The organism is Gilliamella sp. Lep-s35 (assembly GCF_009795845.1).
Classification (GTDB): domain Bacteria; phylum Pseudomonadota; class Gammaproteobacteria; order Enterobacterales; family Orbaceae; genus Gilliamella.
The window spans coordinates 16,764-41,836 of the sequence record NZ_WTEX01000021.1 but is presented as its reverse complement, the minus strand read 5'-3'; the positions used below and the strand labels follow the sequence as shown (position 1 = coordinate 41,836).

Genomic DNA, 25,073 nt, shown 5'->3' with positions numbered 1-25,073 from the left:
GGAAGAGCACAGGTTCAAATGCAGTGTTTATTGGCCGCAACAGCTCAAAATATCAAGAAAATAGCGATAAAGCTATTTTTGTTACGTTTTTTTAGGCTGTTTTTTAATGTATTTAATAAAATCCTAATTAAAAAGCCTGTTTATGATTTAAATAAAAAAATAAACCCCGAATTATATCGAGGTTTGTCATTAATCTGAGATCAACTTAAAGTTGATCTTTTTCTAATCTAAAAAGAATTAATTTAAGCTAGCAGGATTACCAACACTACTTTTTAACTTCTTTATAGATTTTTTAGTTGGTTGTTTTAATGTCATTTTTTCACCTATTGGTTCAATACCAAATGGATTGTTTTGTAATGCAATTGTAAGCACATCATCAATCCATTTCACTGGATGTATATCAATTTCAGATTTGACATTATCTGGAATTTCTTCCAAGTCTTTAACATTATCCATTGGAATTAATACAGTTTTAATTCCACCGCGATGTGCTGCTAGTAACTTTTCTTTTAACCCACCAATAGGTAAGACTTCGCCACGTAATGTTATTTCTCCAGTCATAGCCACATCAGAACGAACAGGATTACCGGTTAATGTTGAAATTAATGAAGTACACATTGCAATACCTGCGCTAGGCCCATCTTTCGGCGTTGCACCATCTGGTACATGCACATGAATATCACGCTTCTCATAAAAATCACTATTAATACCCAATTTTTCAGCACGAGATCGAACAACTGTCAATGCCGTTTGAATTGATTCTTGCATAACATCACCTAATGAACCTGTATAGGTTAATTTTCCTTTACCTAATACACTTACTGATTCAATAGTAAGTAAGTCTCCGCCTACTTCTGTCCAAGCAAGGCCAATAACCTGGCCAATTCGATTTTCGTTATCTGTTTTTCCATAATCAAAACGCTGCACTCCCAAGAAATCTTTTAAGTTATCTTGTGTGACAGTGACTTTTTTCAATTTGCTATCTAACACTAATTTTTTAACAACTTTGCGGCAAATTTTTGCAATCTCTCGTTCTAAACTTCGTACACCTGCTTCTCGAGTATAGTAACGAATGATACCAATAATAGCTGAATCATCAATACTAATTTCTTTTGACTTTAAACCATTATTTTCCATCTGCTTAGTAATCAAATGTTGCTTAGCTATATTCACCTTTTCATCTTCGGTATAACCAGATAGACGAATAACTTCCATTCTATCTAATAATGGAGCAGGAATATTCATAGAGTTAGCAGTTGCAACAAACATTACATCCGATAAATCATAATCAACTTCTAAATAATGGTCGCTAAAAGAGTTATTTTGTTCTGGATCAAGGACTTCTAATAATGCCGATGCGGGGTCTCCTCGCATATCCGATGCCATCTTATCAATTTCATCTAATAAAAATAATGGGTTTTTAACACCTACTTTTGTCATTCGTTGAATTAATTTTCCCGGCATTGAACCAATATAAGTCCGTCTATGTCCACGAATCTCAGCCTCATCACGCACACCACCTAAAGCCATTCGAATATACTGCCGTCCTGTTGCTTTAGCTATCGATTGCCCTAGCGACGTTTTACCCACTCCAGGAGGTCCAACTAAACATAAAATAGGACCTTTAACTTTATTAACACGGCCTTGAACCGCTAAATATTCTAAAATTCTATCTTTTACACGTTCAAGACCATAATGATCTTTATCTAAAACTTTTTGTGCGCCTTCAATATTGTTTTTAACTTTACTACGTTTATACCAAGGAACTTGAATCATCCAATCGATATAACTTCGAACAACTGTCGCTTCAGCAGACATTGCTGGCATCATTTTTAGTTTATTCAGCTCAGATAATGCTTTGTCTGTAGCCTCTTTTGACATTTTAGCTTTGGTAATCTTTTCTTTTAACTCTTCATATTCATCAGGTTTATTATCTATATCACCTAACTCTTTATGAATAGCTTTAATTTGCTCGTTGAGATAATATTCTTTTTGAGCTTTTTCCATTTGCTGTTTAACACGTTGCCGTATATTTTTCTCGACTTGTAGTAAATCAATTTCAGATTCCATCAAGGAAATAAGCAACTCAAAACGTTTTACAAGATTAGCTGTCACTAAAATATCTTGTTTTTGTTCGACTTTTAAAAATAGCGTGGCTGCAATAGAATCAGCTATATGAGATGGCGCTTTTAATAAATGAATAGAATCAACAACTTCCTGAGTTACTTTTTTGTTAAGCTTTGAGTATTCATCAAAATTAGATAAAGTTAAGCGAATCATAGCTTCACTTATATTATCAGTTTTTTTTACTTCGCTTAATGGCTTAACTTCGGCAATAAAAAATTCATCGCCTTCCTTTTCAACAGCATCAACTACTTTAGCCCGTTCAATCCCCTCAACTAGAACCTTTACTGTTCCATCAGGTAATTGAAGTAACTGTAAAACATTAGCCACTGTTCCAACTTCATATAAATCATCTATATCAGGATCATCTAAAGAAGGATTTTTTTGAGTTACAAGAAGGACCTGCTTATCCATTTCCATTGCTTTTTCTAGGCAACGTATTGATTTACTTCTACCCACAAAGAGAGGGATTACCATATGTGGAAATACAACAACATCACGCAATGGTAAAATAGGCATAGTCATGTGTTTAGTTCGTGTCATTTTCATTTCATTCTCTCTTATGTAGCATAAATCCATTTGTTCAATATTGGGGTTATTTTTAGATATTCAAGCCTATCTTTTTGGATTTTAAAATATATTATTTCAAGAACAGATTGACAATATTTATGAGAACTTTACTCTAATAATAGTTGGGATTATCGTTGTTGCCATCATGTTTATGATGGCAAGCTTGTATTTAAGCAGAAAGTTCAGTATTTTCAAGAGATACTAATTTAGGCGATTGAGATCGTTCAACTGTTTCTTTATCTACAATTACTTTTTTAATAGTGGTCATTGATGGTAAATCATACATGGTGTCTAATAATATATTTTCCACAATAGAACGCAACCCTCGCGCTCCTGTTTTTCTTTGCATTGCTTTTACAGCAATAGCATCCAATGCCTCTTTAGTAAACTCAAGTTCAACATTATCTAACTTAATTAAAGTTTGAAATTGTTTAGTCAACGCATTTTTAGGCTCAGTTAAAATACTAATTAAGGCATTTTTATCTAGTTCAGACAATGTACCAATAACGGGTAATCTACCTATAAATTCAGGAATTAAACCGAACTTGACTAAGTCTTCGACCTCAATTTGTGCTAATAATTCAGATTCGGAAACTTTATTTTTGGTACTTTTTACATCAGCACCAAAGCCTATTCCTGTGTTAGTTGATACGCGATTTTCGATAACTTTATCCAAACCACTAAATGCACCGCCACAAATAAACAGTATTTTTGATGTATCAACTTGTAAAAATTCTTGTTGAGGATGTTTACGTCCACCTTTTGGAGGAACTGAAGTAATAGTCCCTTCAATAATTTTCAATAAAGCCTGTTGCACTCCTTCACCTGATACATCTCTAGTGATAGATGGATTATCTGATTTTCGTGAAATTTTATCAATTTCATCAACATAAATAATGCCTCTTTGTGCTTTTTCAATATCATAATCACAATTCTGTAATAGTTTTTGAATAATATTTTCAACATCTTCACCGACATAGCCAGCTTCAGTTAATGTTGTAGCATCTGCCATTGCAAAAGGCACATCTAAAAAACGAGCTAATGTTTCAGCTAATAATGTTTTACCGCTACCTGTAGGTCCTATAAGCAAAATATTACTTTTGCTCAATTCAACATCACTGTGGCTCGCATAACTCCGTAATCGTTTGTAATGATTATAAACTGCCACAGACAAAACTTTTTTTGCTCGTTCTTGACCAATTACATATTCATCAAGATGCTCTCTAATTTCGTGTGGGGTCGGTAACGGTTTACTAATAAACTCTTCATGAGAGCGAAAACTTTTTGTCTCTTCTTTTAAGATATCATTACATAGTCTTATACATTCATTACAAATATAAATAGATGACGGGCCAGCAATAAGTTTACGAACTTCATGCTCACTTTTACCACAAAAAGTACAATAGAGTAATTTTTCTGAACTTTCTTTATTCACTTTTACCACCTATCCAAAATTAAGATCGTTTACTATATATGGCATCAACTAAACCATATTCAACCGCTTTATCAGCTGACATAAAATTATCACGGTCGGTATCTTTTTCAATCACACTAATATCTTGACCGGTGTGCATTGCTAAAATATTATTTAAGCGATGTTTTACCTGCAAAATTTCTTGTGCATGTATTTGGATATCTGAAGCCTGACCTTGGAAACCACCTAATGGCTGATGAATCATTACTCTCGCATTAGGTAAGCAATAACGTTTACCTTTAGCACCAGCAGTTAAAAGCAATGACCCCATTGAACACGCTTGTCCCAAACAAATTGTACTAACATCAGGTTTTATAAATTGCATTGTGTCATAAATAGCCATGCCTGCTGTCACAACACCACCAGGTGAATTAATATACAAATAGATATCTTTATCAGGATTTTCCGCTTCTAGAAATAGCATTTGAGCAATAATAAGATTTGCCATATTATCTTCAACTTGACCAGTCAAAAATATAACTCGTTCTTTTAATAATCGTGAGTAAATATCATAAGCTCGTTCACCACGAGAGCTTTGCTCAACAACCATTGGAATAACACCCATATATGATTCTAAAGGCATTTTTATCTCCTAATTAAATAAAATAGCCCAAACAGACAATCCTTATTTGGGCTTTAAAGTAATTCTTTAAAATTAAATAGAAAAGCAAATAAATTAGGCTATTTGCTGGTTCATTAATTCAGAAAATGAATAATTCTTTTCTGTTATTTTTGCGCTAGCTAATAATAGATCGACAACTTGATCTTCTAATGCTACAGATCGAATATTATCCATTGCTTTTTTATCTTTACGATAATATTCTAAAACCTCTTTTGGATCTTCATATGCAGTTGCAATTTCGTCAATTAATGCCTGAACACGCGATTCATCCGCAGCTAATTTATTACTTTCAATGATTTGACTAAATAGTAATCCTGTTGCAACCCGTTTTTTAGCCTCAGCTTCAAATAATTCTTTTGGCAACGCTATATTTTGTTTTACATTACCGCCAAAACGAGATACTGCTTGTTGGCGTAATACGTCAACTTCACGGTCAATTAGTGCATTAGGTATATCAATTTCATTATTTTTAACTAAACCATCAATTGCTTGTACTTTAATTTTATTACGGATTGTTGCATTAAGCTCTCTTGCCATATTCTTACGAACTTCTGCTCGTAGACTTTCGACTGTGCCATCAACAATACCAAAGCGCTTAATAACATCCTTTGTAAGTTCAGGTAATTCAAGCTCTTCGACTTTTTTAAGTGTTGCTGCAAATATAGCTGGTTTACCTTTTAAATTTTCAGCATGATAATCTTCTGGGAAAGTCACATTAATATCAAACTGATCACCTACTTTATGACCAATAATTGCATCTTCAAATCCCGGAATCATTCGACCTTGGCCTAACACTAGTGCAAAATTGTCTGCTTTACCACCTTCAAATTCAACACCATCGACTTTTCCTAAAAAATCTAATGTTACACGATTTTGTTCTTTCGCAGTTTGATCAACGATTTTCCAACTACCTTGTTGTTTACGTAAAGTCTCGATCATTGTTTCAACATCAGCATCTGTAACTTCGGCAACAGGTTTTTCAACTTCAATTTTATCTAAATTTTCAACTTTGATTTCTGGATAGACTTCAAATTCAACAGTAAAAGTATAATCTTCACCATTTTTATACTCTTGAGGAATATAAGTTGGGGCACCCACTGGGTTTAACTTTTCTTGAATAATTGCTTCAATAAAATTCCGTTGCATTAAGTCACTTAATGCATCTTGCAAAATAGAAGCACCATAACGTTGCTCAACAATTTTCAAAGGAACTTTTCCTTTACGAAAACCATCAATACGCACTTTTTTGGCGGTATTAATAAGCTCTTTATCAACCGCTTTTTGAATGCTTTCTGATTCAATTGTAATTGATAAACGTCGACCTAACCCTTGTGTTGTTTCTACCGAAACTTGCATCTTTATACCTCGAAATTATTGTATATTATCTGCCCATAATTATATAAAAACGATAACTGAGCTAAAAAATTAAAAAATAGGCATGCATTATACCGACCGCAATCCTCTACGTCGAGACATTTAATTGTTTCTTCTCAAGTGTCTTTAAACGTTTATTCATTTCATCAATATGTAAAACTAATGACGCTGTTTTTCGCCATACTTTATTTTCCTGCAATGGAATGCCTGATGAATAAACGCCTGGCTGTGTAATTGGACGCATCACCATTCCCATACCTGTTACAGTAACTTTATCACATATTTCCATATGCCCATTTATAACACTAGCACCACCAATTAAACAATGACGGCCAATAGTTAAGCTTCCCGCCATAATAACGCCACCAGCAACAGCGGTATGATCACCAATAATATCGTTATGAGCAATCTGACATTGATTATCAATAATAACGCCATTTCCAATAATAGTATCATCAAGAGCACCACGATCAATTGTTGTTGATGCCCCAATTTCGACATTATTACCTATAACAACACGACCTAATTGAGGGATTTTAATCCATTTACCTTTATCATTAGCATAACCAAATCCATCTGCACCAATTACAGTTCCTGATTGGATTAAACAATTTTCACCAATAACACAATTATGGTAGATAGAGACATTAGCCCATAATTTTGTACCGGCACCAATTGTTGTATTTTTACCAACAAAACAACCGGCGCCAATAATACAATTATCGCCTAATACGACGCCACTTTCGATAACTGCATTAGCACCTACTGAAATATTTTTACCCAATTGTGCTGTTAGATCAATTACTGATGAAGGAGCTATATCTTTAGCTGGATTTGGTGTGCTATCAAGAAACTGGGCTAATTTTGCGTAGGCAAGATATGGATCTTTTACAATAAGTGCCGCACCATGCCAATGTTTAAGGCTCTCTTCTGTTAAAACTACAGCAGATGCTTTGCATTCTAATAAATGATTTTGTAATTTTTTGTCAGACAAAAAAGTAACTTGCCCTGATACTGCACTTTTCATTGATGCTATACCGGTGATCATTAAATCACCATCACCATGTAATTGCGCATCAAGATGCTTAGCTAGTTGCTCTAAACGACAAGCCAACATTATTTTTTAACCTTTTCCAATACTTTATCTGAAATATTAACCGCATCTGAAGCTGATAATGTAGTTTCAGCACTTAAAATGATATCGTATTTTTCTGTTTCAACAATATCTTTTACGGCTTCTTGGATTTTAGTTAATAATTTGCCAAATTCTTCTTTTTGACGTTTTTGATAATCAACAGAAAATGCCTTAGCTTTATTTTCAAAATCAGAAATTATTTTATTTAATTTACTTTTTTCAGAAGAAGATAATGTTAGACCATCTTTTTTTAGATGGGCAGCCGCTTCACTAGCTTGTTTTTCTTCAGCTTGTAACGACTTAGCTCTCTCTTCAAATTCACTATCTAATGCTTTAGCGACAGATTCCCGTTGAGGCATACGTTGTAATACCCCCATAACATCAACTACTCCAATTTTCACTTCAGCATTTGCAAAACTTGAAAAAAGCAATGCTAGACTAACGCCAAGAACAGATATAATTTTTTTCACTTTAATCACCTATTTATTTTTATTTATAACATGGAATTACCATGTAGAGCCTATATTAAATTGGAATTGTTGCGCTGAATCACCATTATACTTTTTAAGTGGTTGAGCGTAAGAAAAGACCAAAGGACCTAATGGCGACATCCATTGCACAGCAAGCCCCGTGGACATTCTGATATCTGATGGAGAACTATAATCAGGAATATTATTACCTTTCAAATTCCATTTAGTATCCCATACAGTACCTGCATCAAAAAACAGTGATGTTCTGATATTATCAGCATATTTCTCACTAGCAAATGGCGTTGGAACAATCAGCTCTGTACTTGCAAAGGCTATCGCATTACCACCTACAGCATCTTTTGATTTTGTACATCCTAATGTGTTATCTAAGCTATCACAAACGCCTCTTTTATTAAGGTATACTGCTTTAGGACCAACAGTATTTGATTTAAACCCACGTAATACTGATGCCCCACCCGCATAGAAGTTTTCGTAAAAAGGCAATTCTTTACCACCGAAACCACCGCCATAACCTAATCGAGCACGAGTTAAGAAAACCCAGTTATGGTCATTATCAATAGGATAATAGTAAGATAGATCTGAAACTAATTTATAGAATCGATTATCAAACACTGGAACTGAAACTTTAGCACTCGTAGTCATTTTAAGTCCATCAGTAGGAAAAAATCCACGGTCTAAAGAGTTATATGTCCAATAAGCATTTAATAATAAATCATCCGTCTTAAAAGAAACAGAATTTTTATCTTTAAGGTTTTCACCCATAGAGTTAAAATAACGCCACATGCCGTATTGCGCTTGCATATCGGATAACTTATGGTTGGCATATTCAGTTCCAAAACGAACAAAATTATTTTCACTAATTGGGAATCCTAAATTAGCCGATGCCCCCCAAGTTTTACTTGAATATTCTGACTCATCATCTTTATCGTCATTTTTATAGGTATTATAATAAATACTGCCACCTAGACTTACACCATCAACGGTAAAATAAGGATTAACGATAGAAACAGACGCAGTTTTATCAGTATCTGTAGTGTTAACATCAAATGAAACACTATTACCAGTACCTAACCAGTTGTCTTGAGAAATACCAGCATTAAAACTAACACCACTATCAGAACCTATACCAACACCAAATTTAATACTACCTGTATTACGTTCAGCAACTTTATAAATAATATCAACTTGATCATCAAATCCTGCCACTCGCTCGGTATTTGCCTCAACCGTATCGAAAAAACCAAGCCGATTTAAACGTTCTTTACCTAACTCAACTAATCCATTACTTAACCAAGCGCCCTCCATTTGTCGAAGTTCACGGCGGATTACGCTTTCGCTTGTTACGGTATTACCGACTATTTTAATATTATGAACATAAAAGCGTTCCCCTACATCAACAAACACGACTAACTTAACAGTATGTTCTGCATCATTCATTTCAGGCTGGATTGACACTCTAGGATATGCATAGCCAAAATTAGCCAACAAACGCTTAACATTATCTTCAATTTCGGTAATTTTTTTACCATTATAAAGTTCACCAATTGAGACTTTTTCATTAGCAATTTTGGTAATTGCTTCTTTATGACCTGCAAAATTACCCATCAATTCAAGTTGAGATAACTTATACTGCTCGCCTTCATGAATATTGATTGTAACGTAAATGCCTTTTTTATCTGGTGTTAAGCTGACTTGTGTTGACTCTATATTAAAACGAGCATAACCACGGTTTAAGTAAAAACTTTGCAATTCATCTAGATCCGAGGCTAATTTTTGTTTTTGATATTTACGATCGCCAAGCATATTCCACCAAGGCACCTCATCACGCAAAGTAAAACGCGAAATAAGTTCTTCTGACGAAAAAGCTTTAGCACCAACAATATTAATCTGATCGATTAATGCTGATTTACCTTCAGCAACAACTAATTTTAAATCGACACGATTACGAGATAACGGAGTTACAACAGCTTTAATCTGAGCATTGTATTTACCAACACTGTAATAAAAATCTTCTAAGCCCTTTTCTATGCCTGAAAGCATGGTACGATCTAACGCTTCGCCTTCACGAATACCAGAACTATCTAGGTTTTTTTTAAGCATGTCATCTTTAACTGATTTATTACCAGAAAAAGTTATACTAGCAATAGTAGGGCGTTCTTCAACATGAATAATTAGCCGATCCCCATCACGAGAAACAGTAATATTATCAAAATTACCGCTAGAATAAAGTGATTTGACAATGCGACCTAAATCAGCCTCATTAACATAGTCACCAACTTGGATTGGCATTTCAAGTAATGCAGCCCCAACAGTTACACGCTGCAAACCGTCAAATTCAATATCTTTTACTACAAAATCATCAATACAAAATGCATTGGAACTATATACAGCTGTAGTACCGAACAGCAAAGATGCTATTAGTAATTTATTTATTTTCATCGTAAATGTTTATAACCTCATCCCATCACAATCGTAAAATATCATTAAATAGCGCAATTCCCATTATTACCATTAATAAAACAAACCCAATACGAAAAAAACGCTCTTGTGCTTTATTTGATAAGGCTTTGCCTTTTATCTTTTCAAATAATAAAAAAACAAGGTGTCCGCCGTCTAATATAGGTAATGGAACAAGATTGATAACGCCTAAACTTATACTAATAAAAGCTAGAAAATATAAGTAAGGAGTAATACCATAACTTGCCGTTTGCCCTGCGCTTTTTGCTATTGTTATTGGTCCTGATAAATGTTGCAGGCCAATAACACCTGTTGCTAGTTGATAAAGCGAATGAACAGTTAACTTTGTGGTTAACACAGTTTGCGCCATACCTTTATTAAAACCTTCTAAAAAACCATACTGCAAAACTTTTGTATCGGTTGTGGGATACAAACCAGCAACGCCTTTTCCATCTATACCAATAGTTGGCACAAGTTTAAGATAAATATCTTTATTTTCTCGATTAATCTGTAACGTCATTGCTTGAGCTTTTTTAATGGTATTGGAAAAATCGTTCCAATCTACATATGATTGAGTATTATAACCGATAATTTTATCACCAACACGTAATCCGGCTTGCTCTGCTGCTGATCCCGATACAATTTTGCTCACAATTGGATAAATTTCTAGCTCCTTGGGAACAAATCCGAATGCAGTAATAGCTGATTTTTTTTCTACATCAAAATACCAATTATTAATATCGATACTTTTTTTAACTTCTTTTTGAACACGGCCATCTATATTATCAATATAAGATAAAGTTACATTAGATTTCCCCATTGCTGTAATTAAAGCTAAATTAACATCATTCCATGTTTCTATTTTGATATTATCAATAGTTTTCAATTCAGCACCGACAGGAATTGCTACTGTAGCAGCCGGTGTATTAGGTATTACATCTTTTATTTTAACTGGATAAACTGTTACCCCTATCAAAAAAATAATCCAATAGACAATTAATGCTAATACAAAATTAGCAAATGGACCTGCAATAATAATTACCGCTTTTTGCCAAATCTTTTTTCTATCAAATGCAAACTTTTCATTATTGCTTGATAATTCTGTTGCCCTACCATCAAGCATTTTAACATAACCGCCGAGTGGAATCATAGCTATTACCAATTCGGTTCCACTTAAAAATTTATGAGACCACAGTTTTTTACCAAAGCCTATTGAAAAACATTCAACGTGAACCTTACATAAGCGCGCAGCACAAAAATGTCCAAGCTCATGAATGGTAACTAATATACCCATGGTAACAACAAATAATAACAGCGACCACAACAAAGTCTAACACCTTTTATAATAAGTAAAAAGATAAAGCAACAAATACAGGAACTGCCGCAGTTAAACTATCAATGCGGTCTAAAATACCGCCATGTCCAGGAATTAAGTGACCACTATCTTTAATACCGGCTTCACGCTTAAACATACTTTCTGTTAAGTCACCTAATACTGAAACTAAAATTGCTAACAAAGAGCTAATAAAAAACACATTAAATGCAATATCAAATAGGTTTATCATATAAATTATTACACTAATTCCCATTGCAAAAATAAAGCCACCAATAAAGCCTTCTACCGTTTTACCGGGTGAGACTTTTGCTGCTAATTTGCACTTACCAAACGCTCGCCCTACAAAATAAGCCCCTGTATCTGTTGCCCATACTAGCATAAAGACATAAAGCAACCAAATTGCGCCTGCATAAAAATTAGAATTATAGTTAATTGATCTTAATTTAACCATACCAATAAAAAATGGCACTAGTGTAAAAAAAGCAAACAATAATTTAATAACAATTGAATTACACCAATATTTAGTCGTCGCAGGGTAACTAACCACTAAAAACAAAGCAATTAACCACCATATGATTGATAAAGATAAAATGACGGTATATAGCTTTATTTTTAATTCAATTGAATTTGGAATAAAATAAAGTAAACTTAATAAAATAACGATTGAAAGAGCAAATATTGGCTTTAAATACTTGTTAGTAATATTCAAAAACTGAGTCCACTCCCACGCTGCTAATCCACAAACTAAAATAACCGTTAAAGAAAATAGAGATAATGGAACAAAAAAAAGCACCACTATTACGAGGGGAATTAGTACTATTGCTGCAAGTATACGATGGATTAACATGTAAGTTCCTTATTATGAATACCACCAAAACGTCGTTCTCTAGTATTAAATATATTAATTGCTTCATCAAATAAATTTTGGTCGAAATCAGGCCATAAAGTATCAGTAAAATAGAGCTCAGAATAAGCAATTTGCCATAACAAAAAATTACTGATTCGGTATTCACCACCAGTACGAATAACTAAATCAACTTCAGGCAATTTGCTCATACTCATTGCCGAGCCAAAACGTTCTTCTGTCATTTGATCTAAAGTGATTTGTCCGTTTTTAAATTGCATAGCCATTTTTTTTGCAGATTGTAAAATATCCCAACGACCACCATAATTAGCGGCTATATTAAGTACAAGACCAGAATTATTTTTAGTTAAATTTTGTGCACAAACAATCAAGTTTTGTAAATGTTCGCTAAAGCAAGAAATATCACCGATAATATTTAAACGGATATTATTTTTATGCAAGTTTTTTATTTCTCGATTTAACGCATAAATAAACAGAGAAATTAAGGCTGAAACCTCGTTAGCTGGGCGTTTCCAGTTTTCGCTACTAAAAGCATATAAAGTAAGAACTTTTATTTTTAAACTTGCTGCATAAGCAACAATTTTTCGCACAGCTTTTAAGCCTGCTCGATGGCCGATAGCACGCAATTGATTACGCTCTTGCGCCCAACGACCATTGCCATCCATAATTATAGCAACATGACTTGGAATACATCTTTCTTTAGTCATGCAATATCTCGTGTTGTATCAATCATTTTATCAATTTATTATTCTGTCAATTAACGTGTACCATAAACGACAATCGTTTTACCGTGTGCAGAAATCAAATGTTGATCTTCAAGCATTTTCAAAATTCGGCCAACGGTTTCACGTGAACAGCCAACAATTTGCCCTATTTCTTGCCGTGTAATTTTAATTTGCATACCTTCGGGATGTGTCATTGCATCAGGTTGTTTAGCAAGATTTAAAAGTGTTTGTGCAATGCGCCCTGCTACGTCTAAAAATGCCAAATTACTCACCTTTTCAGATGTTACTTGTAATCGACTTGCCATTTGGCTAGCAAGATGCATTAAAATATCAGGATTGACTTGAATAAGTTGTTTAAATTTTTTGTATGAAATTTCGGCCACTTCACAACTTGTTTTTGCTTTAACCCAAGCACTTCGCTCGGTATTTTCTTCAAAAAGACCTAATTCACCCAAAAACTGATTTCGATTTAAGTATGACAAAATCATTTCATTACCTTCATCGTCTTTAATCAATACTGCTACGGAACCTTTTAAAATATAATAGAGAGTTTCTGCTTTTTCGCCTTGGTGTATAAGGGTACTCTTAGCTGGATATTTATGAATATGGCAATGAGATAAAAACCATTCTAATGTTGTATCCGATTGTTGCTTACCAATCATTACACCTACCTCTCCATTTTATTTACAACAGTAACACTATAACAAAGTTACGCAATAAATCATATATAAACAATCATTTTAGCTATCATTTTATTTGCTTTATATCAATTGTTTCATACAATTGAGACCAAAATATGGCTACCGTTCCATTTTCTAATTGAAGTTTAACATTGTTAACCTTTTCTTGTAGTGATGTTTCTTGTAAACCATAATCAGTGCCTTCGCGCAATACAAAGTATTCAATTAAATTATTTAATGTTTTCGGATCAAGATCTTGCCAAGGAATAATCATATTTATAAAGGTAAATTAAAGATTGTCGTTATTTTATAGTAAAGCTGAAATAATATGAAGCATAACAAGGTGATGGTTTATTTTTAATAAAAAAACCACTCCGAAGAGTGGTTTTGTACTACACAGAAAAAAGTTAAAATTATTGGACAGTAATCTTAAGCTTATAACCTTGACCACCCGCTTTGTAAATTACACTTGGATGTTGGTACATCGTATCACTATTACTATCGGCAAGCGTAATTTTAAGCCCACTTGCTATACCTTTGACTTTATCTTGAGCTTTAACACCTTCATATGTATCATCTAGATTCCATTCATAGGTAGAATAATCGCCGGTTAAGTTAACGCCATCGGCAGGTTTATCAGCATCTCCGGCCCAGACATAAGCCTCATAGCTTTCACCATATTTAGGGATATCGTTAGTTTTGGCATAGTTTTTATTTAAATCTAACTTACCTTTATCATCATATCCGAAAATACCAACGTGTACTGAGCTTGATATAATAGGTCCAATGATAGGATCTTCTGGTGTAACTCCTGGACCATGATCGCCCGTTGGTGTCTGTTCGCTATCAGAGCCGGCAGGGGAGGTAGAAGAAAAAATATCACTTACCATTAAAAATTGACCATGATCTGGTAAACCGTAACTAGTTTTCTCTTGAATTGTATAACCTATTGTTTTAGCACCTGCAAAGTCATCTGTTATTTTAAAAGAAAGGTGACCTTGCGTCGAAGTACTATGATCTTCTGCCGAAACTTTAACTTGAGAAACCTTTCCATCTGGCATCACTTTATAAACTTTTAAAGTATCTTTCATCGCCCCAGTAGTATCTGTATCACCGTCCTTATCCACTAAATCATAAGTTATGTGAATATAATCACCAACTTGAACTCTCTGACGTTTAACTGAGGAAATAGGCGTTTTACCATCAGCATCAGTTGTGACAATAAGAGTCATAGCATGTTCTGGTGCCGACCCTCCAATAGCTTTTATCATTGGTGCATTACCATGGATAACTTCATTAGTAGTTGTTTCTAACGCTTCTAACGCAATTGCGCTACTTGTGGCATAACCAGCTAAAAACAAACCTAATGCAACCTTTTTAATTGTAAGATTTTTCACGTTTAACTTCCTAATTTTTTTACAAACTAACGTTTTGTATTTTACATAAACACAACATCAAGTTGTGTATCCCTTTTAGATTACCGATACTAATCGGTAATCACCCCCTTATTTATTATAAACTGCAACTTGTAATTTAAACCCTTGATCCCCTGCACATGCAGGAACAGAAACTGACTGTGGAGTTAAATCCAAATGGCTTGGTGCATCTGCAACTGCTGCAATACTAGTGCCTGATGTTGCATAACTGTAGTTACCTGTCTTTTTACCTTTTATGGTATAGTGAGCATTCTCACCCATAGCGACGTTAAACCATGGCCCATTAGGATGATTTTTAGCATCATTTGGTAATGAAGTTACTGCACCATGGCAAGCCTCTGTATTTGAACCGACTAATGACCAAATCACAAATGGATTAGCAATTGGTGTGCCGTCTACAGAAAACGCCTTGACATAATATTCATTATCTACCCGCCATTCATTTGGACCGCCAGGCACAAATTGAAGTAAAGAGCCAGAACTTTGCGCAACTAATACTCCATTAGCATTCCAAACCTCGATATTACCTGCACTACCACCAACAAAATCAATTGATGCTTCATTAAATGATTTTCCTAAACCATATTTATCTAACGAGATTGAAAAATTAATCATCCCTGAAACATTTGAAGCAACATCAAGTACGTAACTGTCACCAATCATATCTAGACCTGCAGCAGTTGAAGCATTTGAGGAAACGGTTTGTCCTTTAGCAACTTTTTCGAATGATCTCACAATAACGCAAGGCTGTTGCCCAGGGCATTGATTAACCGTGCCTGAAGTACCATCAATTAATGGTATATTTCTACCATTACTCGTTGCTGTCCATAGCGCAGCAAAACCTTCAAATGTGTCAGGTACACTATTCATTACCTCACTATCACTAAAGCCGTCTACATCTTGAGCGGTGTTGATTGCACCATTATAAATCTTAGGTTTAACAAGGCTTGCTAATACCGTTATTCGACTCAAACCATCTGCTTGTTGTGTTGCCATTGTGGTTTTATTACCTGAAGCATCAACTGCCCATACCCCCACTTTACGCATAGCAGGATCTGGCAATACTTCAAAGCTAATTGCATTAGATTGAGCTGATTTACCACGCACATCTGTAATCGACACAGATAAAGAATATTTACCATTTGTACTAACTGGATGACGTTGGCCATTTTGGTCTACATAACTAGGTGCAACAATTTTCCAATTATTTGTATCAACAGACGGGTTAAGCCACGATGACGCATTACAGATTCCAGCTGTTGCACATAAAAAACCACCATTAGCATCAATTTCTAACATGTCACCTGACCATGTTAAGCTTGATAATTTTTTAGCGTTATGAACACTAATCGTTAGTGGGTAAGCTTGTCCTTCAATTAACTGGGTTTGTTCAAGCCCTAAATCGACAGACATTTTTTTCTCTTTATATTCAAGAACAATATAGTTATTACGGTCAACTAAATCATAACGGCTACCTTTTAAAGAGCGCGCAGCTTGAACCATATCTGGATCTAACTGATCTTTTAATGGAATGCCTATACGATAGTTCATCGTTAATTCAGCTTTACTTGCCTTTTTATTATTTTGACCTACTTTATGCTCGCCTTTAATAGTGAAAAGTGGGACAGGTGTATAATCAATACCTACTGTAATGGCTTTCGGATTTCTTTGCAGATTGTCTTTACCAAATAAAGCAACTTTATCACCAAAGTATTGTTCATACATAAGTGAGCCACCTAAATGCGGGTATTGTGGTAAATAACCTTGGAATCGAATATCAAATCCTCTTGCTGCTCGCTCTAAATAATCATCAAAATCTTTAGAATCTTTCCAGTCAGATAAAGGGTGATAGTAGTTAGCTGCAAACTTCATATAATCAGTCCATGCTTCAGCACCAATACCTAAACGATTATGCGAACGTTGGAAATCATGATCAAGAAATACGTTATAACCAAGTAACCATTTTTTATCAGCAACATCCCAACGCTGACCAATACCAAAGTTACCTATTCGGCGATTATGTTCATATTCTTGAAATGATATTTGACTAAATATTAATGTGTTTTCAGTATCATACAATGGACTAAATAACTTTAGATTAACGTTATTAAATTCGCCTTTATCACTTACGTCAAATTGTACTTGAGCCGTACCAAAACGCCCTAAAAAGTCCTGTACAAGATTGCGCGCAGGCTCAATAACTTGGTTTTTTACACTATTACGTATGTAATTTTCTGCATAATCTTTACCTCTGTTTTTTAATTGCCCTGATAAACCACCATTATCTGACGAGGTTAATTGCTTCCAATCTTGACTAGCTAAAGTTTGCAATGTTAAAGCAACTTGACTTGCAAGCGCATCTTTGTCTTTTTTTACATCATAGTTATCATCTGACCCTAACTGAGGCAAGTTAGCATGTTTATCATTTTTGTTATCTTGTATTTTAATTACAGGTAATAAAGGCGAATTTTCAGGCAAGAGTATATGCTCACCAATGTCAACATAATCCTTTTCATCAAAACGCCCTGCATTGATTGTGCGTAATTCAGAAATAGAAATACCACTTAAAAGCGCAATTTGATAAAGACTACGCGGTTGGTTGTTAATCATTTCACGAGCCTTTACGCCATCTTTTAAATCAATTACCTTATTACTATCTACTGCTATTTGCGATACTTGAGATTCAGTAGCATAGGCCGATTGCAATCCTAATGTAGCGATTACAAATGTACAGATAATTGTTAAATTAAGATCCTTTTTCATCTTAATATTCCTTATATTTCACTAATAAAATGCATAACATAAAACTCATGGCTAATATCAATTGATTTTTATCTAATATCAACATGGCTATTTATTTTCAATGTTTAATTTTCTTTAACCTTCTTTACAAAGATTTTATTTTTTGTGATTTTATTACAAAAATGTAATATGTCAAAATAATTTATTCCCATTTTTTGATATTTTTTAAATTTTTGTCTAATTTTTAATTTATTATAACGAGTTAATTGAATGACATTTCTGTTTTTGTTAATAAATTAGGGAATATTATAGAATAATAAGCTATATGAAATTACTTTACATCAATAAAAAAGGCCTAAATTTGGTATTTTAGGCCTCTATGCATCTTTATTGTTCTTTACTTTACTTTTCTTTGTTTTTCTTTGTTTATAGAGGGTTATTGACCTTCATTATAAATTTCTAAATTTTCTGACTCTTTAGATGTTAGCAATTTTTTACTTTCACTTCTTTTTTGTTCGAGTGATAATAAATAGCTATCATCAATTCCTCCAGTAACATATATTCCATCAAAAACAGAACACTCCAAATGGTGAATATCTGAATTTTGTTCTGTGATTGAATCAATTAAATCAGATAAATCTTGAAAAATGAGCTTATCAGCGCCTATAGCCTGGGCGATTTCGTCAACAGTTCGATTATAAGCAATAAGTTCACTAGCAACAGGCATATCAATACCATAAACATTTGGATGCCTAATTTCTGGCGCAGCTGACGCTAAATACACTTTTTTTGCACCAACTGAACGCACCATTTCAAGAATTTCTTTTGAAGTTGTACCTCTGACAATAGAATCATCGATTAAAAGTACATTTTTACCTTCAAATTCAATGCGATTAGCATTAAGCTTTCTTCTTACTGATAATCTGCGAGCGATTTGTCCAGGCATGATAAATGTACGACCAACATAGCGATTTTTAACAAACCCTTGCCGGTAGGGTTTGTTTAAAATACGTGCGATTTCAAGAGCTGCATCGCAAGATGTTTCGGGAATAGGTATGACTACATCAATATCAATATCTTTCCATTCTTTAGCTATTTTTTCTCCTAGCTTTTTGCCCATTTCAATACGTGATTGATAAACTGATACGCCATTAATCAACGAATCGGGTCTTGCAAAATAGACATATTCAAAAATGCATGGATAATATTGAGGATTATTAGAGCATTGCTTAGAATATAATTGTCCATCTTGAGTAATATAGATTGCTTCTCCCGGTTCAAGATCACGTATCAACTCAAAATCAAGAATATCTAAGGCAACACTTTCAGATGCAACCATGTATTCAACTTTCTGGTTTTCAAGTATTCGTTTTCCTATAACCAAAGGGCGAATGCCATAAGGGTCACGAAAAGCAACAAGCCCATGATCAATAATCATTGCAACACAAGCATATGCACCTTTAATAATGCTGTGAACATTGTGTATTGCGTTAAAGATATTATCGGCGGTCAATGGAAAAGTAGCAAACTTATCGAGTTCATTGGCAAAAATATTGAGTAAAACTTCAGAGTCGGAATTTGTATTAACATGACGTTTTGCCAGTTGAAATACTTTATTCCTAAGTTCATCAGTATTAGTTAAATTTCCATTATGAGCAAGCGTGATACCATAAGGTGAATTGACATAAAAGGGTTGTGCTTCGGACGGGCTAGAACTTCCTGCAGTTGGGTACCGAATATGTCCTATTCCTAAATTACCTTGCAATCGTTGCATATGATGTTCTTGAAACACATCTTTGACTAAACCATTCGCTTTGCGTAAACGAAAGCGATTTTGGTTATCGATAGTCACAATACCTGCTGCATCTTGCCCTCGATGTTGTAAAACAGTCAATGCATCATAAATAGATTGATTAACAGTACTACATCCTACAATACCAACAACACCACACATACTATGGTTACCTCAAATTTACTGAACTAAAAACGAAGAAGACTGTTGTATAAAATCAAAAAACCAACGAATGATAAAATGAAAATGCGGAATTAGCAAAGATTGAGTCCAATACGGTGATTGAGATAACGGTGTAAAGGTATCAAGCAAAAACAGTATTGCAGCAACAACTAAAACCCCTCGTAACACACCGAAACAGGAGCCTAATGTACGATCAACGCTAGATAATCCTGTTTTTTGGACTAATTGACTAATAACATAAGAAACAATAGTACATACTAATAATGTAGAAATAAAAAGGATAACAATTGCTACTGCAATACGTATCATTTCGCTATCAAAATAAGTTAGATAGTCAGTAATATAGCTATAAAATCGACTAGAAATAAAAAAAGCTAAAATCCAACTAATGAGCGATAATGCTTCACGTACAAAGCCTCGTATAACACTAATTAATGCAGAAAAAACAATTACACCAATAATTGTAAAATCAACCCAATTCATCATAATAACTCATAATTTTATATAAAAATATTTTAATTTTATTATCGTTTGTGACACGAAAAATAAAATAGTAATTAATTAGCAACAATAATTCCTTTTAATTTAGTTAGGTTGTTTAAGTCAATAAGCACTTGATCCGCTTGTTCTTTTTTAGCATAAGGACCAACCTGTAACTTAATTAGCTGATTAGGCGCTGGATTTTGGGGTAATGTTCTAACGCTGTAATTATTTAACTTTAACAAAGCAACCAACTCTTCTATTTTTTGTCTATTTTTTAATGCTGTAAGTTGAATCATATAAGGTTTAGTCTCTTGTTCCGGTATTACTGTCTTTATTGTTGTTGTGGTATCGGCATCATCAAGAATATCAGGAAAAACTAAAGTGCTTGAATTTTGATCTGAATCAGGTATATAAGGAACTTCCGATACGTTATTGGAGAAATTGTCATTAATATCATTAGAGGATGCTACAATTTGCTCTTGATGAGTAATATCTTCTGCTTGAAAGATGGGCGTTGTTGATATTGGTAAGTTAGGCTTATCGGTTATAATCCATGGAGCAATTGCTGCAATAATAAGCAATAATGTAGCAAAACCGACGAGGCGATTTCTTACTTTATTTTGATTATTTGAATTACTTTGTTGATTGCCCGTCATGATTAATTCCACTAAAATGCTGAGTTTCAGCTAAAACATCAGATACGGTATGAAATGAACCGCATATCACGATCATATCGTCCTTTTTAGCATCATGCATTGCTTGTCGGTAAGCTTTAGAAACCGTATCGAAGGTTGATACATTAAGTTCACCTTTATTTAATAAGTGCTGTTTTAACACTTCTGCGCTACAACCTCGCTCACCATAAAGTGAAGCACAATACCATGTATCACCAGTTAAAATAGATAAGGTGCTTTTAATATCTTTGTCTTTAAGCATACCAATGACAAATCGTATTTTACCAACATTCAGATATTTTTCTTTAAGCTTTTCTAATTGCTGAGTTAAATAAACCGCAGCATGAGGATTATGTGCTACATCAAGAATAACTAGTGGTGATGTTTTGATAATTTGAAAGCGCCCTGTTAAATTAGACTTTTTTAGTCCGTTAACTATTTCGTGTTCTGTTATTTTAAGTGATGAATAGCTTAAAGCAGCAACTGCAGTTGCAGCATTAGCTAAAGGAACATGGGCAATAGGTAGATTTTTATACTGTTTTATAGGTGATTGAAATGCCCATGAATCGTTATTGATTTGTTGATAATGCCAATCACCATTCACCGAATAGATCGGGCAGTTAACTAATTTCGCCACATTTAAAATGGATGTTGGCATATCTGGCTCACCAACAACAGCAATACTTTTCGGTTTAAAAATACCTGCTTTTTCACGTCCAATACTTTCACGGGTATCACCTAAATAATCAACATGATCAATACCAATAGTTGTAATAACTGCCACGTCAGCATCAACAATATTGGTTGCATCTAGCCGCCCACCAAGGCCAACTTCTAATATAACCACATCTAATTTTGCTTGTTTGAATTGATAAAGTGCAGCAAGTGTTGCATATTCAAAATAGGTAAGAGATATATCGGATCTGGCTTTTTCTATTTCTACAAAGGCTTTTACGGTTTCTTGTTCACTTGACTCTTGGTTATTAATACGCACGCGCTCAGTAAATTGTAATAAATGAGGCGAACTATAAACACCAACTTGTAAACCTGCCTCAAGTAATATCATTTCAAGTGTTCGGCAAGTAGTGCCTTTGCCATTGGTGCCAGCAACAGTAAAGACATAAGGCGCTGGTTGCAATAAATTAAGACGTTGAGCAACTGCTGTTACTCGCTCTAAACCCAAATCGATAGTTGTCGGGTGTAATTGCTCTAAATAACAAAGCCATATATTTAAATCTGACACAGCATCTAGGTGTTTATTTTGCATACTCAATTAAACTGTCTCGTTAAGAGTAACATTATTAAGCGGATCAGGTAACTTCATTAGTTTAGCGATTAAACTCGCAATTTTAGGTCGCATATCTTTGCGATGAATGATCATATCAATTGCGCCTTTTTCAAGTAAAAACTCACTACGTTGAAACCCTTCTGGCAAGGTTTCACGAACAGTTTGCTGAATCACTCGGGGACCTGCAAAACCTATTAGCGCTTTAGGTTCAGCTATATTAATATCACCAAGCATCGCCAAACTTGCCGATACGCCCCCCATGGTAGGATCGGTCATTACTGAAATATAGGGTAAACCTTCATCTTGCATTTTAGCAAGGATTGCACTGGTTTTTGCCATTTGCATTAACGAAAATAATGCTTCTTGCATTCGCGCGCCCCCACTTGTTGAAAAGCAGATTAAAGGGCATTTGTCCTCAATAGCTTGCTCTGCTGCTCGTGTGAATAATGCCCCAACAACAGAAGACATTGACCCACCAATAAACGCAAATTCAAAACAAGCCACAACGACAGGGATGTCAAACAATGCGCCCTTCATTACAACCATTGCTTCTTTTTCGTGGGTATCTTTTTGTGCAGCGCTTAAACGATCTTTATATTTTTTGGTATCTTTAAATTTTAATATATCTTTAGGCATAAGGTCTGTGCCAATTTCGACATCTGAACCTTCATCTAAAAAACGGTATAAACGCACACGGGCAGGAATATGCATGTGGTGGTCGCATTTTGGACAAACCTCTAAGTTAAGATCAAGCTCAGCTTGATAGATAACTTGCTCACAATTACTACATTTTGTCCAAACTCCACCGGGAATATTGGCCTTTTTATGATCTGACGATATATTATTTTTACTAAGAATTTTTTCAATCCAGCTCATTATGATTCTCTCATTCTGGCACTTTTTACTAATTTGACGCTATTGTACAATACTTTGAACCAATTCTTAATAGTTGTTTTTATTTTTATCTTATTTTGTAATAACAAACTATGATATTTAAATAAAAAACTTTACGAAAACATCTTTCCTTAAAATAAATTTTTGAACAATTAACAGACAAAATATCTGATACAAGAAACATCGTCTATGTTTAAAAAATATAATTAATATGACCTACAAAAATTATTAGTATATAATTGGTAAAAGTTTATTTTCCATTTTTTAAGATAAGGGGTTATAGATGGACAAGGAAAAAGCAAGCGCATCATCATTTCAAGATGTATTAGAATATATTCGTCTATCACGTCGTTTAAATAAATTAAAGCGTGAAATATCAGACAACGAGAAAAAAATTCGTGATAATCAAAAACGCGTACTTTTACTTGAAAACTTAAGTGAATATATTAAACCGGATATGACTTATGAAGAGCTTCAAGCAATTATTGCTAATATGAAAAGTGATTATGATGACCGTGTTGATGATTATATTATTAAAAACGCTGAAATCTCTAAAGAACGTCGGGAAATTAGCAAAAAAATGCGTAGCTATCGATCTAGTTAAAATCAATTATTTTATAAATAGCGTCCATTTTATTGCGACGCTATTTTTATGGAACAATATTATCTATCCGCCAGCTAGTTTTACTTTAAATCCTTTACTTTCTAGCAACGATTTTAATAACTCGCGTTTATCCCCCTGAATTTCAATAGCACCATCTTTAACCGCTCCACCACAACCACAACGTTTTTTTAATTCTGTAGCTAGCTGTAATAATTGAGCATCATTCATATCAAATCCCGTAATAACACAAACGCCTTTACCTTTACGACCTGAGGTTTGTCGTTGGATTCGAATAATTCCGTCCCCTTTAGGGCGTGGTACCACTGATTGACTAGGTTTTATGCGACCTTTATCGGTTGAATAGACAAGTAAATTTTCTGACATCATGTCTTTAACTCTTACTTGGTTCAAGTGTTGCTAAAATTGTTTGTAATGCTTTAGCCGGATCTTCTGCTTGGGTAATTGGGCGCCCAATTACTAAATAATCAGAACCTGCAGCTTGAGCTCGCTGAGGTGTCATAATACGACGTTGGTCATCAGGATTCGTGCCAGCAGGTCTAATGCCTGGTGTTACTAATTTAAAATCACAGCCTAAACGTATTTTAAAGCTTTGTACTTCTTTAGCTGAACAGACCACGCCATCAAGCCCACAATTTTTAGCAAGTATTGCTAATCTAGTTGCTTGCTCTAAAGGCGATACATTAATACCAATTTCTTGCAGGTCTGTCGATTCCATGCTAGTTAATACTGTTACTGCGATCAAGATCGGCGCATCTTTACCATATGAATAAAGTGCATCTTTTGCAGCTGTCATCATGCGCGAACCGCCGCTAGCATGCACATTGGTCATCCAAACGCCCAGATCAGCAGTAGCCGCAATTGCTTTTGCGACAGTATTAGGAATATCATGAAATTTAAGATCTAAAAACACATCAAATCCTTTTTGCATAATCTGCTTGATAAAATCAGGACCAGCATGCGTAAAAAGCTCTTTACCGATTTTAAGGCGACAATCTTTAGGATCAACTCGATCAATAAAATTCCATGCCGACTTAACGTCCGCAAAATCAACCGCAACAATAATTGGTGATGCCATAACTCATTTATTCCTTTTAATCAAAATT

General features: G+C 34.3%; 22 protein-coding genes. 1 reads left to right on the top strand and 21 read right to left on the bottom strand.

Features of this window, described 5'->3' with window-relative positions; all coding sequences use genetic code 11:
- Nucleotides 1–237 precede the first annotated feature (237 nt).
- The 19 genes from lon to accD form a co-directional block, all read right to left on the bottom strand.
- Nucleotides 238–2,673, bottom strand: a complete 2,436-nt coding sequence (gene lon / locus GQ590_RS09410; protein ID WP_160408552.1) for an endopeptidase La — start codon at nt 2,671–2,673, stop codon at nt 238–240.
- 190 nt (nt 2,674–2,863) lie between these two features.
- On the bottom strand, nt 2,864–4,129 hold the full coding sequence (clpX, locus tag GQ590_RS09405) for an ATP-dependent protease ATP-binding subunit ClpX (RefSeq protein WP_368669160.1): 1,266 nt from the start codon (nt 4,127–4,129) through the stop codon (nt 2,864–2,866).
- Nucleotides 4,130–4,148: 19 nt separating this feature from the next.
- A complete protein-coding gene (clpP, locus tag GQ590_RS09400; protein WP_065637162.1) occupies nt 4,149–4,751 on the bottom strand; it encodes an ATP-dependent Clp endopeptidase proteolytic subunit ClpP in 603 nt (200 codons plus the stop codon).
- A gap of 93 nt (nt 4,752–4,844) precedes the next feature.
- Nucleotides 4,845–6,146 carry a trigger factor gene (gene tig / locus GQ590_RS09395; RefSeq protein ID WP_160408549.1) on the bottom strand — a complete coding sequence of 434 codons (1,302 nt, stop codon included), beginning with the start codon at nt 6,144–6,146 and terminating at the stop codon, nt 4,845–4,847.
- Nucleotides 6,147–6,252: 106 nt separating this feature from the next.
- Nucleotides 6,253–7,281: a UDP-3-O-(3-hydroxymyristoyl)glucosamine N-acyltransferase gene (gene lpxD, locus GQ590_RS09390; RefSeq protein WP_160408546.1), complete on the bottom strand. Its 1,029-nt coding sequence runs from the start codon at nt 7,279–7,281 to the stop codon at nt 6,253–6,255.
- Complete coding sequence (locus GQ590_RS09385) at nt 7,281–7,769, bottom strand: OmpH family outer membrane protein (RefSeq protein WP_160408544.1); 489 nt, start codon at nt 7,767–7,769, stop codon at nt 7,281–7,283. The genes lpxD and GQ590_RS09385 overlap by 1 nt, the downstream gene beginning before the upstream one ends.
- Nucleotides 7,770–7,805: 36 nt before the next feature.
- On the bottom strand, nt 7,806–10,229 hold the full coding sequence (gene bamA, locus GQ590_RS09380; protein WP_160408542.1) for an outer membrane protein assembly factor BamA: 2,424 nt from the start codon (nt 10,227–10,229) through the stop codon (nt 7,806–7,808).
- Between the two features lie 25 nt (nt 10,230–10,254).
- Complete coding sequence (rseP, locus tag GQ590_RS09375; RefSeq protein WP_160422585.1) at nt 10,255–11,571, bottom strand: RIP metalloprotease RseP; 1,317 nt, start codon at nt 11,569–11,571, stop codon at nt 10,255–10,257.
- Between the two features lie 16 nt (nt 11,572–11,587).
- Complete coding sequence (locus GQ590_RS09370) at nt 11,588–12,430, bottom strand: phosphatidate cytidylyltransferase (RefSeq protein ID WP_160408538.1); 843 nt, start codon at nt 12,428–12,430, stop codon at nt 11,588–11,590.
- On the bottom strand, nt 12,424–13,155 hold the full coding sequence (locus tag GQ590_RS09365) for an isoprenyl transferase (RefSeq protein ID WP_160408536.1): 732 nt from the start codon (nt 13,153–13,155) through the stop codon (nt 12,424–12,426). The genes GQ590_RS09370 and GQ590_RS09365 overlap by 7 nt, the downstream gene beginning before the upstream one ends.
- 50 nt (nt 13,156–13,205) lie before the next feature.
- Nucleotides 13,206–13,835: a cAMP-activated global transcriptional regulator CRP gene (gene crp / locus GQ590_RS09360; RefSeq protein ID WP_160408533.1), complete on the bottom strand. Its 630-nt coding sequence runs from the start codon at nt 13,833–13,835 to the stop codon at nt 13,206–13,208.
- Between the two features lie 85 nt (nt 13,836–13,920).
- On the bottom strand, nt 13,921–14,127 hold the full coding sequence (locus GQ590_RS09355; protein ID WP_160408532.1) for a YheU family protein: 207 nt from the start codon (nt 14,125–14,127) through the stop codon (nt 13,921–13,923).
- Nucleotides 14,128–14,266: 139 nt separating this feature from the next.
- Nucleotides 14,267–15,250, bottom strand: a complete 984-nt coding sequence (locus tag GQ590_RS09350; protein WP_160408530.1) for a hypothetical protein — start codon at nt 15,248–15,250, stop codon at nt 14,267–14,269.
- Between the two features lie 108 nt (nt 15,251–15,358).
- Complete coding sequence (locus GQ590_RS09345; RefSeq protein WP_160408528.1) at nt 15,359–18,052, bottom strand: inverse autotransporter beta domain-containing protein; 2,694 nt, start codon at nt 18,050–18,052, stop codon at nt 15,359–15,361.
- Nucleotides 18,053–18,467: 415 nt separating this feature from the next.
- Nucleotides 18,468–19,985, bottom strand: coding sequence for an amidophosphoribosyltransferase (gene purF, locus GQ590_RS09340; protein WP_160408526.1), 1,518 nt, complete (start codon nt 19,983–19,985; stop codon nt 18,468–18,470).
- 18 nt (nt 19,986–20,003) lie between these two features.
- Entirely contained in the window at nt 20,004–20,489 is a 486-nt protein-coding gene (locus tag GQ590_RS09335; protein ID WP_160408556.1) for a CvpA family protein, read from the bottom strand.
- 74 nt (nt 20,490–20,563) lie between these two features.
- A complete protein-coding gene (locus tag GQ590_RS09330) occupies nt 20,564–21,145 on the bottom strand; it encodes an SPOR domain-containing protein (protein WP_160408524.1) in 582 nt (193 codons plus the stop codon).
- Entirely contained in the window at nt 21,123–22,430 is a 1,308-nt protein-coding gene (folC, locus tag GQ590_RS09325; protein ID WP_160408522.1) for a bifunctional tetrahydrofolate synthase/dihydrofolate synthase, read from the bottom strand. Before folC ends, GQ590_RS09330 begins: the two co-directional genes overlap by 23 nt.
- Before the next feature lie 6 nt (nt 22,431–22,436).
- On the bottom strand, nt 22,437–23,327 hold the full coding sequence (gene accD, locus GQ590_RS09320) for an acetyl-CoA carboxylase, carboxyltransferase subunit beta (RefSeq protein WP_160408520.1): 891 nt from the start codon (nt 23,325–23,327) through the stop codon (nt 22,437–22,439).
- A 301-nt stretch (nt 23,328–23,628) separates the two neighbouring features.
- On the opposite strand from accD, the gene tmaR reads away from it, so the two are divergent.
- Entirely contained in the window at nt 23,629–23,949 is a 321-nt protein-coding gene (gene tmaR / locus GQ590_RS09315; protein WP_065637178.1) for a PTS system regulator TmaR, read from the top strand.
- A 63-nt stretch (nt 23,950–24,012) separates the two neighbouring features.
- Here the strand turns inward: tmaR and yciH are convergent, their stop codons facing one another.
- Both yciH and pyrF read right to left on the bottom strand, forming a co-directional pair.
- Nucleotides 24,013–24,336, bottom strand: coding sequence for a stress response translation initiation inhibitor YciH (gene yciH, locus GQ590_RS09310; protein ID WP_065637179.1), 324 nt, complete (start codon nt 24,334–24,336; stop codon nt 24,013–24,015).
- A gap of 4 nt (nt 24,337–24,340) precedes the next feature.
- On the bottom strand, nt 24,341–25,045 hold the full coding sequence (gene pyrF, locus GQ590_RS09305) for an orotidine-5'-phosphate decarboxylase (protein ID WP_160408518.1): 705 nt from the start codon (nt 25,043–25,045) through the stop codon (nt 24,341–24,343).
- Nucleotides 25,046–25,073 lie beyond the last annotated feature (28 nt).